This is a genomic window from Ruegeria sp. AD5 (assembly GCF_056542345.1).
The window spans coordinates 990,295-1,004,006 of sequence record NZ_JBQFZR010000002.1 but is presented as its reverse complement, the minus strand read 5'-3'; the positions used below and the strand labels follow the sequence as shown (position 1 = coordinate 1,004,006).

At 55.9% G+C, this 13,712-nt stretch carries 10 protein-coding genes; 4 read left to right on the top strand and 6 right to left on the bottom strand.

Annotated features, from left to right (window positions below):
- Window positions 1–2 precede the first annotated feature (2 nt).
- Window positions 3–4,421, top strand: a complete 4,419-nt coding sequence (locus ACR0JG_RS13570) for a WD40 repeat domain-containing serine/threonine protein kinase (RefSeq protein WP_480570405.1) — start codon at window positions 3–5, stop codon at window positions 4,419–4,421.
- Window positions 4,422–4,492: 71 nt separating this feature from the next.
- Here ACR0JG_RS13570 and ACR0JG_RS13565 read toward each other — a convergent pair whose 3' ends face one another.
- Genes ACR0JG_RS13565 through ACR0JG_RS13540 form a run of 6 tightly spaced genes read right to left on the bottom strand, consistent with a single transcriptional unit; the run spans window position 4,493 to window position 9,717 of the window.
- Window positions 4,493–5,431, bottom strand: a complete 939-nt coding sequence (locus tag ACR0JG_RS13565; RefSeq protein WP_480570401.1) for an HAD-IIA family hydrolase — start codon at window positions 5,429–5,431, stop codon at window positions 4,493–4,495.
- Window positions 5,395–6,210: a phosphonate ABC transporter, permease protein PhnE gene (phnE, locus tag ACR0JG_RS13560; protein ID WP_170396234.1), complete on the bottom strand. Its 816-nt coding sequence runs from the start codon at window positions 6,208–6,210 to the stop codon at window positions 5,395–5,397. The genes ACR0JG_RS13565 and phnE (ACR0JG_RS13560) overlap by 37 nt, the downstream gene beginning before the upstream one ends.
- Complete coding sequence (gene phnE, locus ACR0JG_RS13555; RefSeq protein ID WP_480570398.1) at window positions 6,210–7,025, bottom strand: phosphonate ABC transporter, permease protein PhnE; 816 nt, start codon at window positions 7,023–7,025, stop codon at window positions 6,210–6,212. Before phnE (ACR0JG_RS13555) ends, phnE (ACR0JG_RS13560) begins: the two co-directional genes overlap by 1 nt.
- Entirely contained in the window at window positions 7,022–7,816 is a 795-nt protein-coding gene (gene phnC, locus ACR0JG_RS13550; protein ID WP_170396238.1) for a phosphonate ABC transporter ATP-binding protein, read from the bottom strand. Before phnC ends, phnE (ACR0JG_RS13555) begins: the two co-directional genes overlap by 4 nt.
- 58 nt (window positions 7,817–7,874) lie before the next feature.
- Window positions 7,875–8,849 carry a phosphate/phosphite/phosphonate ABC transporter substrate-binding protein gene (phnD, locus tag ACR0JG_RS13545; protein WP_170396240.1) on the bottom strand — a complete coding sequence of 325 codons (975 nt, stop codon included), beginning with the start codon at window positions 8,847–8,849 and terminating at the stop codon, window positions 7,875–7,877.
- A gap of 13 nt (window positions 8,850–8,862) precedes the next feature.
- Window positions 8,863–9,717 (bottom strand): DeoR/GlpR family DNA-binding transcription regulator, encoded by an 855-nt coding sequence (locus ACR0JG_RS13540; RefSeq protein ID WP_170403399.1) that lies wholly within the window; start codon window positions 9,715–9,717, stop codon window positions 8,863–8,865.
- Between the two features lie 224 nt (window positions 9,718–9,941).
- Here ACR0JG_RS13540 and ACR0JG_RS13535 point away from each other — a divergent pair, with 224 nt between their 5' ends.
- Genes ACR0JG_RS13535 through ACR0JG_RS13525 form a run of 3 tightly spaced genes read left to right on the top strand, consistent with a single transcriptional unit; the run spans window position 9,942 to window position 13,705 of the window.
- Window positions 9,942–10,406 (top strand): NUDIX hydrolase, encoded by a 465-nt coding sequence (locus ACR0JG_RS13535; RefSeq protein WP_170396245.1) that lies wholly within the window; start codon window positions 9,942–9,944, stop codon window positions 10,404–10,406.
- Between the two features lie 59 nt (window positions 10,407–10,465).
- The gene (locus ACR0JG_RS13530; RefSeq protein WP_170422361.1) at window positions 10,466–11,491 is read left to right on the top strand and encodes an ABC transporter substrate-binding protein; all 1,026 of its coding nucleotides are present in this window, start codon (window positions 10,466–10,468) and stop codon (window positions 11,489–11,491) included.
- Window positions 11,492–13,705 (top strand): ABC transporter permease, encoded by a 2,214-nt coding sequence (locus ACR0JG_RS13525; protein ID WP_480570395.1) that lies wholly within the window; start codon window positions 11,492–11,494, stop codon window positions 13,703–13,705.
- The last annotated feature ends 7 nt before the right edge of the window (window positions 13,706–13,712 follow it).

Below are 13,712 nucleotides of genomic sequence, written 5' to 3'. Positions count from 1 at the left end.
TCATGACTTTTCCTGCGTTCATCGGCCGTTACGCTGTTGACCGTGAAATCGCGAGCGGTGGGTTCGCGGCGGTTGTCCTTGCGCGGGATGACGAGTTGGAGGTTCCGGTAACCCTCAAGATTCTGCACGCCAACCTTGCGACAAATGACAAAGTCATCACCCATTTTCTCGAAGAAGCCCGTCTGTTGCGGCGCATTCGATCTCCGCGCGTTGTCTCCGTGCATGACGTGGGGCGTTTGGAGGACGGGCGGCCCTATTTTGTCATGGACTACGCGGATCGCGGCACATTGGCCGACCGACTAAAGCGTCTAAGCCCCGCTGCTTTGGCCAAACGCGAAGGTGTGGAAATACTGATTGATGCAATGGCAGATGGCTTGTCTGCGGTTCACGACGCGAATGTCGTGCATCGGGACGTCAAACCCGCAAATGTCCTTCTGCAACGAGTGAAGCGGTCCAAAGACGATAACAGCACGACGGTTTCTGATGCTTTGGTCGGCCTAGACGAGAGGGTTTTTCTGGCGGATCTCGGTATTGCAAAGGATTTAGCGATCGGTGTGACCGGCGCGACCATGATGGCTGGGACACCGCTCTACCAAGCGCCAGAACAAGCTGAGCACGGGCAACCCGTGACGCCGATGACCGACATTTATTCGGCCAGCGCGCTGATGTGGCATGTCCTGACGGGAAAGGCGCCGCCGCCATTCCATCGCGTTACCGAGTATCTTTCCAGCCTGCCAGAAATGTGGCGTGATTGCATTGAGCACGGGATGGCAATGGACCCGCAGGCGCGTTTTTTGGATATGGTGTCCTGGCGCAGTGCAATGAATGATGCGTTGGATCGTGACCGGCGAGAGGCCGCATCCGAAGCGGTGACGCAGATATCGGAAAGTAGGGTGGAATGCCCCTACAAAGGGCTCGCCGCGTTCCAGCCAGAGGATTCCGACTATTTCTTTGGACGCGAGGATCTTGTTGAGGAACTTGTGACCCGGCTTCAACAGAGCCGGATATTGGTTCTGGGTGGCTCATCCGGTAGTGGTAAATCATCCGTTCTGCGAGCAGGGCTGCTGCCAGCGATCGCTGCCAACGCGATATCCGGTAGCGAAAACTGGCGCGTTTGTGTTTTTACTCCCGGGCGCGATCCAATGACCGATTTGTACTTTCAACTCATCGGCGACAATTCTCACCTTACGGCTCAGGTCTCGCTCAACGACTTCATCGCCTATCCGAGTGCGGCGCGCCGTTTGGCCACCGCGAATGAAGGAGAGTTGTTGATCTGCATTGATCAGTTCGAAGAATTGTTCACGCTGGTCAAACAGGAACGCAGAAGCAAGTTCATCGAAGCTTTGTCAGCTATGACAGACCCCGCAGATAGCCGTGTTCGTATCGTGCTGACAATCCGTGCGGACTTTTATGCATCCTGTGCAGAGATACCGTGGCTTGCGGATCGAATCTCGGAAAACCAGTTTTTGGTCGGGCCGATGACACGGCCCGAGCTGCGCCGCGCAATCAGCGAACCGGCACATGCAGCTGGTTTGCACATGGACAGGTCCCTTATTGATGCGATCGTTGATGAGGCCGGGCGCGAAGCGGGTTCGCTCCCGCTGGTGGCGCATTCTCTGTATGAAACATGGAGCCGACGTAAAGGTGCGGTCATGTCTCTGGACGGCTACCGTCAGTCCGGTGGTGTCACAGGGGCAATCAGCCAGACAGCAGAGACACTTTTTACAGACGTTTTTGACAAAGTTCAGCAAGAGGCAACCCGGCGGCTATTCTTGCGTCTGGTTACGCCCGGCGAGGGGACTCCGGACACACGGCGGTTGTTGCCGATCGATGAGATCGAGCGCGACTCGGACCCGGATACAACGCGGCGGGTCGTTGAAGCTTTGACAGATGCGCGGTTGCTGACGCTGGATGACAAAAATGTTCAGATTGCGCATGAGGCGCTGCTGCGTACATGGCCGCGACTTAATTCATGGATCGAAGAAAGCCGCGATGATCTGCGCATGCGTCAGCGTATTCAGCATGACGCTGCAGAGTGGGATGTTGAAAATCGCGAGCCCGATTTACTTTATCGCGGCACAAGGTTGTTGTCGGCTGAAGAATGGTCGGTGAAGAACCAGAATATCCTCGGTGCGTTAGAGCGGGAATTTCTGGGCGCTGCACGAGACGCGCGTGACCAAGCGCAGGCTGCATCCAAGATGCGCCGGCGTCGGCGTCGACGTATCAATCAAGTTGCCGTTGCTGCCCTTGCCTTGCTGGCCATTGGCGCAACGGTTTCGTCTTTCTTGGCTATCCGCGCGTCCAACCTTGCCGAAAGCAACAGACAGATGGCCGTTGCCGCAACAGCTGAAGCCAATGAAAGGTTCGCAAGGGCGCTAGGCGCTGCGGCGAACGGGTTATCGGATACAGATCCCTTGCTTGCCCTGTCACTCAGCGCCGAAGCGATTGTCCGAGCCGAAACTGCTGGTTCGACATCAGAAGCGAGGGCGGCGATGCTGATGGCTCGGCAAAATCTGGGTGAGGGTGGGCTTGTCCCACTGGGCAGCCCGTTTACGGTTGGTGACGCGCAGACGATGGCTATTGATGCATCCGGTACGCGTGTTGCGGTTGGATTGCGTGATGGGCGCATCGTGGTTCATAGGGCTGAATCCGGCGGAGCGGTTATTGCTGAACTGGTGGGGCATTCCGGCGGGATAAGGGATGTTGCATTCTCTCCCGATGGAGAGTTGTTGGTTTCAGCGGCAACGGATGGGGATGTCCGCCTTTGGAATGTTGGTTCGGCCAGATACGGCCCGATCACGACACTGTTCTCTGGCAATGACGTCGCATTTGGCGTGGCCTTTGATTCCACCGGCAAGCGTATCGCGTCGGCGACCGGTGACGGGACCGTTCGCCTCTGGAACGTTTCCAATGGAATGCAAATTGGAGAGCCATTGGCGAAAATGCCGCTGGGCTTCAAAAAGGTCGCGTTTTCGCCCGTTTCAGAAGGACTTGTAGCCGGAAATGTCGATGGTGGCATATTCGGCTGGGTCGACGCAAAGGCTACGCCTGCATTTCCGCCGATACCGGGCGGTCCGCTGGGGCCTGACCCCGATCACCTGTCCTTCAGCCGCGACGGGAGAACATTCGCGGTATCCCATACGAATGGGAAGGTCACGACGATTGGTTTTCCGGATGGTTCTCCAATTGTTGATCGTTTTTCAGATAGTACCGATATCGTAGCAGCAGCATTTACCGCGCCGGACAATCTGCTGGTAGGGGCAGGGGCAGACGGAACGCTGCGATTGGAAAATTCAAACATGGAAAGTGTTGGCGACGTGGTGCAAGCGCACAGTCAGAGGGTTGTGGACCTTGAAGTCGCCCAAAATGCCCCGTTGCTGGCGACTTTGGGCCGGGATCAGCAGGTACGTCTCTGGCGGATTGGGATCGACCCCGGCGGCAAAGACACGCTTGTTTTGCAGAACGGGGCAAAGGCGCTGGGCATCGCTTATACGCCGGATGCAAAGTCTATAGCCATCGGTGACAGTGAGGGGAATATCTGGGTCTGGAAGATGGGGGCTTCCATGAAACCCATGCAGCTGAAGGGGCATGAAAGCCAGGTGTGGGCGATCTCTCTCTCGCTGGATGGCAAAACCATGGTGACTGGTGATCGCGAAGGCGGCTTGAAAATCTGGGACATGGCTGCCATGCGGCTGAAAAATCAACTCGATCTGGGGCAGGCTCCCGTCTGGTCGATCATGCCGGGGTCAGGTCCCGAGGTCTTTGTGGCGACAGGAGATGGAGTGCTGCAAATCGATATCTCAGAGGCTGATTTGGTCAAGAGCTTTGCGCCAGCTGACATTCAGGCAAATCGTGTCGCCGTCTCTGAAGATGGCGGCATGCTGGCAGCGGCCTCGGTGGATGGTAAGGTCTATATTTGGTCGATTGGCGACGGTCAGTTGATCAGAGTGATTGAAGCTGATGACAACACGCTTTGGAGTGTTGCTTTCAGTCGTGATGGCACACAGGCTGCAACTGCTTCCAGCGATGAGGTAGTCAAGGTGTGGGATGTTGAAACCGGCGAAGAGCTTGCCGCTTATGGTGGCCATAAGGGTGGGGCGACGGATGTTGCCTTTTTGGCGGATGAGGCAACCTTGGTGGCGATCGACCGATCTGGGGAACTGCATTGGTGGGATACCGCGACGCACCGTCGGCTCATGCCTGTCGAAAAGATCCATGCAGGCCCGACCTGGCGTATCGCGCTGGCACCAGACGGAAATTCTTTTGCGACAACCAGCGAAGCCGGTGATGTTCGGGTTTGGGACAGGTTGAGCTTAGAGATCGCATGTGCGTTGGGCAGTCCAACCTTCGATGAAGGGCGCAGGGTTCAGTATTTGGGAAGCGATGAGCCAACAACGACCTGTGATGCCTTTGCGAATTGATCACATGGCGAGTATTGAAAAGCACGGGCGGGCGCTTGGATTTGAAGCGGAACTAAGCAGGCGTGATCAGATTATGGTCGGTTCACAACGAAATCGGGCATGATTTGCGCCTGTGTGATTGCGTCATCGACGTCATGCCCTGCGAAAAAACCGTACCCCGAAATCAGGGCCGAGGCGATTCCGGCAGCATGGGCCCCCAATATGTCGGTATGCAAGCTGTCACCAACCATAAGCACGCGAGTTTTATCGACCCGGCCAAGTCGCTTAAAAGCCAAGTCAAAAATTTTCTCAAATGGTTTGCCGAAGAATTCGGGTACAACGCCGGTTCGATCGGCAAGACGGTGCGCGAACAGACCGGGTTCGTCTGAAAATCCGTGCTCGCGTGGTGCGACTATGTCCGGATTTCCGACCAATACCGGACGCGGGCGTTTTAGCAGGGCTGCTTCCAAATGGGCCTGACGTGCCTCGGACCAGACGGCTGAGCCGATCATCAGAAAACCCTCAACCGAGTCATAAGGCTCGGGATCGTCATCGAGATAAGTCAGGTTCAAATCTTCCAGATCGCGAAGGCCGGTGCTGGGTGTTGCCATCAAACCCCAATGCAGCGCGCGTTGACCGCCTAGCTCAGCCAGCAGTGTTGCGCGGCTTGTGATGACATCCTCTGACGCAAAATCATATCCCAGCCGGGCGTATTTCTCGACGAGCGCCGCATGAGGGTGACCGGCTGCATTCGAGACGACCAGAACACGTTTACCCATGGCTTTGAGCTGATCAATCCGCGCGGCTGTACCGGGAATCGCAGTCTCGCCGATATTGAGGACACCGAACGCATCCAGAAGGAATACATCGAAGCCTTCAGCAATATCCATCAAAGTGTTCGCATGCTGATAGGATTGAACAGCCGGTTCAGCAGCTGGAAGTCGATGCCGAACGGCCTCGTAGGCGTCGAAAGCCTCTTGGGTCGTGAAGCGGCTCAAATAATTGCCCCTCGTACTTTGGCAGACACCCATTCGCTGATCATGACGGCAATCAGAATGACGATCAGGATAAGGCTGACCTGCGGCCATGCCAGAACGTTCAGCGACGCCGACAATTGCAGCCCGATGCCGCCTGCGCCCACAAGGCCAAGAACCGTAGACTCGCGAATATTGATGTCCCAGCGGAATACGGCGATCCCGGCAAAGGCGGGCAATATTTGCGGGACGATTCCATAGGCCATGACCTGCCAGCGGGATGCGCCGGTGGCGGTGATGGCTTCGACTTGGGTGTGATCAATTTCCTCGATGGCTTCATAGAGAAGCTTGGCGCAGAAGCCGATCGAACGAATGGCTATGGCGATAACACCTGCGAATACTCCGGGTCCAATGATTGCGATTAACAAAAGCGCCCAGATTAGCGAGTTGATCGAGCGGGTTGAGACGATGATCAGTAACGCGATGGGGCGGATGAACACGGCCGACGGCGTGGTGTTGCGGGCGGCCAGAAAGGCGACCGGTACGGCAAGGAACAGCGCAATGATCGTACCAAGTGTGGCGATGTTCAGCGTGTCCCAGATCGGGCGGCCTAACTGCGTGATGTAGTCCCACTTTGGTGGTGTCGCGCGGGTCCAGATATCGTTCGCGATCCGGGGTGCGTCCCACACAAAGAACCATGTCGTCGAGGCCGAGATGATCTGCCAGCAGTAGACAAAGACCGCCACACCCAACAGCCAGCAAAACCAACGCACAAGGCTTTGACCGGTCGTGCGTCTGCGCCAGATTTGCGTACCTTCATGTTCAAGCACTGGCATTACTGGACCCTCGCGCGGATGATACCCGAGAGGTATTCGAGCGCCATGACGATCCCGATGATCAGGATCAGAATGGCTGCCGCAGTGTCATACTCATAACGGTCAAACGCCGTATTCAGCGTGGCCCCAATGCCGCCGGCCCCCACAAGCCCAAGAATTGCACTTTCGCGAAAGTTGATATCGATCCTGTACATCGACAGCCCGACCAGTCGCGGCATGACCTGTGGCTGCACGCCGTAGTTGATCCATTGCGTCCATCGCGCGCCCGAGGCTTTGATCGCCTCGGCCTGCACTTTGTCCATGGCCTCGATGTCTTCGGCCAAGAGCTTGGACAGGAAACCGATAGTGGCGAAGGACAGTGTCATGAAGCCGGCCAAAGGTCCGAACCCAAAGATGGCAACCAGAAGAATGGCGACGATGATCTCTTGCAGGGCGCGGCTGATCGCAACAATGCCTCGGCAGATCACATAGACCGGGAGAGGCGCAATATTGCGTGCAGCGCCCAGTCCGATCGGGATCGATATCAGGATGCCCACCACCGACGCTGCAACCGTCATCACGATGCTCTCAAGAAGACCGCTCCAGATATCGCTCCAGCGCGATATGAAATCCGGGCTTGTGAAAGCAAGGACAAAAGCCCAACCGCGATCCAAGCCTTCATAAACCCGGCCCCAATCCACCTCGATGGTCATAAATGCCGCAATCAGATAGGCGACGAATCCAACGATCAAGGTCCAGCGCAGTAAGGCGTTTTTGACGAAGGCCGGTTTCCGCCAGCCTTTGCCCAGCAGGTCATCAAGTTCGGGATGGCTCATTCCGCGGCCTCGATCTCTTCGTCGTCTTCAACTTTCTCTATGGTCGCTTCCCAGTCTTCTTCGCCATAGATTTCGGTCAACTTGTCAGGCGTAAGCCCAGAGGGGAGGCCGTCAAATACGATTTCACCAAAGCGTAGGCCAACGACGCGCGGTACGAACATTTGCGCAAGGGCCACGTCATGAATGTTGATTATCGCGGCTAATCCGCGTTCCTGACACAGCTCGGTAATCAAGCGCATGATCTGACGGCTGGTTTTTGGGTCCAGTGAGGCGGTCGGTTCATCGACCAGCAGAAGCTTGGGATTTTGGATTAGCGCCCGGCATATTCCAACCCGCTGACGCTGACCACCTGACAGTTCGTCCGCGCGTTTGTCGGCCATATGCAACAGACCCACGCGATCCAGCAGGCGGAATGCATCATCCACGTCAGACTGGGGGTAACGTCGCAGGAAGCTCCGCCAAAACCCAACATATCCCAGCCGTCCCGACAGTACATTTTCCATGACGGTCAGGCGTTCAACCAGTGCGTATTCCTGAAAGATCATCCCCATTTCACGACGTGCTTTCCGCAGCGCGCCCGAGCCGAGTTTGACCAGGTCCACGTCGTCCAGCAGAACCTCGCCACTTGTGGGTTCAACCAAACGGTTAATGCAGCGGATCATGGTGGATTTGCCAGCACCAGAAGGCCCGATCAGCGCCAGAACCTGGCCCTTTGGCACATCTAGATCGATCGCCTTCAGGGCCTGATCGCCGGTTTTATAAGTTTTTGTAAGCTTTTGAAGCCGCAGCATTTATGCCCCCGGTTCGGGTGGTAACGGGCCCCGCAGGGCCCGTTGGATGTAGTATCGATTACTGGCAGGCGTAGGAAACGCCGTTAGCCGCGTCAATCTTGCGGATGACGTCCCAGAACTCCTGATATGTCATCTCAAGGAACTGACCTTCGTTCGACTTCGAGAACTCAGCCTCAAGCGTCGTTCCCTCCCAGTCGAAGCTGAAGAAGGCATTGCGGATTTTCTCCTGCAGTTCCGGCGTCAGGTTGTACACGGTTCCAAAGCCTGTCGTCGGGAAGGTCTGCGACTTGTAGATCGTGATGACGTCGTCTTCGTTGATCACATCGCGCGAGATCATCCGCGATTTGACCGAATTAGCGATCGAGGCAGCCAGATAGTCCTTATTGGCGACACCCAAGATCGAGTTGTCGTGCTTGCCCGAATAAACCGGCTCAAAATCGCGTTCGGGTAGCAGATCAAAGTCGCTTTTCAGGATCGCTGACGGCGCTTTGAAGCCCGAGTTCGAAGTAGGAGAAGTAAAGGCCAATTGCTTGCCCTTGATATCCTCAACCTTTTCGATGCCTGAACCGGGATAGGTGATGATCTCCATCTCGTATCCGAAGTTTCCGTCTTTCGACGCCATGATCGTGAAGGGTCGGAAACCAGCACAGTTCACGGCCAACGGGTTTGAACCGGTATTGAAGCCCGCAATATGCAGACGCCCCGAACGCATGGCCTCAATCTGGGCCGCGTTGTTCTGAACTGGAAAGAAAACAACGTCTTTGCCAGTTTCCGCTTTCAGATGATCAAGAAAGTCCGACCAAGCAGTTTTGTATACGGCAGGGTCTTCAACCGGGGTGTAGGCAAAGATCAGAGTATCAGGATCAATCTGATCGGCAGGATCAGCGGGGATATCCGCGATCAGATCGCCATCGGCATCGCAGAACCGCGCATCCAGATCACCGCGCGGGCAGTCTTGCGCCGAAGCCGTGCCCGACAGTGACAAGAGCGCGATTGCGGAAGCTCCGATCAGTAGTTTGATATCAAATTTCATTTCTTCCTCCCAGTCATGCGTGGCTTTTCTGTCCACGGTTTGTCGTTCTTTGCAAGGACTGCTCAGCGACAAGAATCTTCACCCCGGCGTCGTTGATCGCGCCAAGCAAATCCCCTGTTGGTTTGGTATCAGTTACGATTGAATTCAGCCCGTCAAGGTCGCCCACACGGGTCAAACCTTTGCGGTCGAATTTCTCGGACCCGATCAGAAGATGTCGCGTCGCGGCGCGTGCCAGCATCATCCGTTTGACGGTTGCGAAACCGCGCACGGTTTCTGACGGCCCTTCTTCTGACAGGCCGGACGCGCCAATCATGCAGCGATCGACGTTGAAACGAGACAGGAAATCCAGTGTATCTGTCCCGATCGTGGCGGACTCGGCGGTCAGATATTCGCCTGGGCATAGAATGACTTCAACGGGTGCGTGACCAAGGGTCATGGCCACCGGTATCGAATTCGTAATTGCCGTGCAGTGAATGCCCCGATACGCCAACATACGGGCCATCTCGATCGTGGTTGAGCCGGAATCGATCATCACCGTCTCGCCTTCCTGAATCAGGTCAGCTGCGCATTTGCCGATCTTTTCACGCTCATCAAGGCGGGCGTGGGTGCGCTCATCCAGACTTGGATAACGTCCTTGTATCGGGGCAGAGGCACCGCCATGCGCCCGCGAGATCAGCCCATCATCGGCCAGGGCATCAAAATCCCTGCGCACCGTTTCCGCCGAAACATTGAAACGCTGCGCCAATTCGCTGATCCGGACGTGCGGGCGAAGCTTCAACTCCAACAATATCTCACGGCGGCGGTCGGATTTCTTGAACCGACTCTGGCCCTTGTTGGTTTTCTTATCGCGCGTTTCCGCTTTGGGCATCTGGCAATCCGACTCGGTTTCAATCTCACTTTTGTGGCGTTTCAGTCGTTTTGCAACAATTTCTGTTGCAAAGCCCACGATTCATTGTGAGACTTCAAAGAACTGTTTCTATTTCGAGGCGTAGCAATCGAAGTGCACCGGCGTTCTGGATGTAGCCACCTTGTTCAACAGCACGTATGTGTTGCCATTGCCCTTTGCGTAGTGCCAGAGCCAAGAGCGCGCGCATGAGCAAGACCGAATTCACAGATCAGATCGGTGCGCTTCCGGTGCGATGGGACAAATCCGACAAGCTGCGGGTTCTCATGGTCACTTCGCGTGACCGGGGGCGGTGGGTCATCCCCAAAGGTTGGATGATGGATGGTAAGAAGCCTTGGCATGCCGCTGAAATCGAAGCTTTGGAAGAGGCCGGAGCGGTTGGCTTTATCTCCAAGAAATCGATCGGGTGCTTTCACTATGACAAGCGATACGAGGGTAAAAGCAGCGTGCCTTGCCGCGTAACGCTTTATCCGTTGATTGTGGAACGGCTCAAACGCCGTTGGAAGGAACGCGACGAACGCAAGCGCCACTGGTTCTCACCTGCCAAGGCCGCAAAGCTTGTCGAAGAGAAAGAACTGGCGCGTTTATTAAAGAGCCTGTCAGATAATCAAGAGACGTTGGCTGTTATCGAGAAATTGCGAAAGGCCGCATGAGGAAGGGCATATAAGAGCCGGGAAATCCGGACGCAGTGAACTTAAAGGGAGAGAAATCAATGAAGAAATTTACATCCACAACGTTGGGATCGCTTATTGCCCTTGCCGCATCGATGTCAGCGGCACAGGCTGACAAGTTGACACTTTATTGTTCTGCGCAAGAGGATTGGTGCCAGCTTATGGCGCGCAGTTTTGAGGACGCGACCGGCATCGACGTCAACATGACCCGTAAATCCTCAGGTGAGACATTTGCTCAGATCCGTGCAGAAAGCTCCAACCCCAAGGGTGATGTCTGGTGGGGTGGTACCGGTGATCCACATCTACAGGCCGCAGAAGAGGGCCTGACGATGGAATACATGTCGCCGATGCGTGACCAGCTTCATGATTGGGCGATTTCTCAGGCGGAAAGCGCTGGTAACAAGACCATCGGCATCTATTCAGGTGCGCTTGGTTACGGCTACAATGCCGATCTTGTCGCCGCGAACAACCTTCCCGAACCTGCTTGCTGGAAGGACCTTCTGAAGCCCGAGTACAAGGGGCACGTTCAGATGGCGAACCCGAACTCATCAGGTACGGCCTACACGACTCTGGCCTCGATGGTGCAAATCTTCGGCGAGGACGAAGGATTTGAGTTCATGAAGGGGCTACATTCGAACATCAACCAATACACCAAGTCGGGCTCGGCACCGATCAAGGCTGCTGGTCGAGGCGAGAATACAATTGGTATCGTTTTCATGCATGACGCAGTAAAGCAGGCGGTATCGGGTTTCCCGATCAAAGTCGTCGCGCCATGTGAAGGTACTGGTTACGAAATCGGTTCGATGTCGATCATCGAAGGCGCGCGCAACGAAGATGAGGCCAAAAAGTTCTATGACTGGGCATTGTCGCCCGAGGCACAGAACCTTGCCCTTCAGGTCAACGCATTTCAGGTGCCGTCAAACAAAGGTGCTGAAACTTCGGAAAGCGCGCCTGACATGAGCCAGATCAAGTTGATCGACTATGACTTCAAGAAATACGGCTCGTCGGATGAGCGCAAGCGCTTGCTGCAGAAATGGGACGAAGAGGTTTCGGTACTGCCGCAGTAAATGACTGACGACACGACAAAAACGACCCATCCGGTTCTGATCTTCTGGGTCATCGCCGGGTGGGTCGGATTCTGCCTGCTGCCGTGGTACATGGTTGACGGTGGGCTGTGGTCGTTCGAGTGGCTTTTGGACGGCTACCCGTTCGACGAAGATTATGCGCCAGCTGCCTTACTGATCGGGCAGGGTGAAAAGCTGTGGCTTGCGCCGCTTCTTATCGCTCTTCTGCTGCCGTTTTTGGTATTGAGGCGAGCCAAATCAGATCCGCTTTATGCCCGAATTTTGATCCTGTCAGGGGCGCTGGGCTTCGGCTGGCTGATCGCACAAGGGTTCAGCATCGGTATCCGAGGCTTCAACTTCGATTGGCTGGAAGCCTTGTTCGGAGAGCTCGGTGATCGGCAGTTCGGCATGGGCTATGGCGCGATGATCTGCGCGTCGAGTTTTCTGTTCCTTCTGACCCAGGGTGTCGCCGCACGTGGGGCGATTAACGGAGACGTCTTCGTGGTCAGCGCCATCGGTGGTGTGATCACCATCGTCACCGCGTTTGTATTCTTTCCTATCGCCAAGATGCTGTTCGCTGCCTTTGTGACGGAAGAGGGCGCGTACTCCATCGCAGTGTTCTTCTCGAAATTCTTTGACGACCGGCTATGGGGGTTGGGTTGTTTCTGGGGCGCACGATGCGGGGCGGCATGGAACTCACTGTTTCTGGCCATCCTCGTCGGCTTCATCACCACTGCGCTCGGCTTGTGCTTTGCGCTTGTCGTGACCCGCTCGGGCTTTCGGTACAAGCGCGCGTTGCGCGCACTGACGGTTCTGCCGATTATCACGCCACCGTTCGTGATCGGCCTAGCGCTGATCCTGCTGTTTGGATTGTCGGGTTCAGTAACGCAGTTCTTTGCCGAATTGTTCGGCACCCAACCCACTCGCTGGCTGTATGGCATGCCGGGTGTTCTGATTGCGCAGACGTTGGCATTTACACCCATCGCCTTCCTTGTACTGATTGGCGTCGTTGAAGGGGTGTCTCCCTCGATGGAAGAAGCGGCACAGACACTGCGCGCCAGCAGGTGGCAGACGTTCAAAACTGTGTCCCTGCCGTTGATGCGCCCGGGCCTTGCTAATGCTTTCCTTCTGGGCTTCATCGAAAGCATGGCCGATTTCGGCAACCCACTTGTGCTAGGTGGCAATTTCGATGTGCTGTCGACCGAGATTTTCTTTGCAATTGTTGGTGCGCAATATGATCAAGGCCGCGCTGCGGTTCTGGCCATGGTGCTTCTGTTCTTCACGCTTTCAGCCTTCTACGCGCAGCGAGCCTGGCTGGGTAAGAAAAGCTACACCACAGTCACGGGCAAAGGTGACGCTGGCGTACATCCATTGATGCCAACCGGCCTTTCCATCCCGGTGCTAACCGTCGCCCTTGGCTGGGCCGTGTTTACCATCGTCGTCTACGCCATGATCGTCTACGGCAGTGTGGTCGAGCTGTGGGGGGTCAACAATTCCCTGACGTTCAAGCACTACGTCACTGCGTTCTCGGTTCGGTTTGAAGCAGAGGGTATTCGCTGGACAGGAGCCGCATGGGACAGTTTCTGGACGACTATCACCATCGCCGCAATTGCTGCTCCACTGACGGCTGCCGTGGGGCTCGTGACGGCCTACCTTCTGACCCGACAGAGTTTCGCGGGTAAAGATGCCTTTGAGTTCGGCACCATGCTGTCCTTTGCCATCCCCGGTACCGTGATCGGTGTCAGCTACATTCTCGCCTTCAACGTGCCACCGATCGAGATCACGGGCACGGGTGTCATCCTTGTTGTCAGCTTCATCTTCCGCAACATGCCGGTCGGTGTCCGGGCCGGCATCGCCAGCATGTCGCAACTGGATCGCAGCCTGGACGAATCCTCGCTGACGCTGGGCGCAAATTCCTGGCAGACTTTCCGCCGGATCATCCTGCCTCTGCTACGCCCGGCAATTCTTGCCGCCCTTGTCTACAGTTTCGTGCGGGCCATGACGGCGATTTCGGCGGTGATTTTTCTGGTCAGCGCGGAATATGACATGGCGACCAGCTATATCATCGGGCGGGTCGAGAATAACGACTATGGTCTCGCCATCGCCTATTCCACCACACTGATCTTTGTGATGCTGTCAGTGGTTGCCCTGATGCAGTTGATCGTGGGCCGGACCAAGATCGGGCGACGAATGACGCAGTCGCGGACCAATGTTTAGGAGAGTT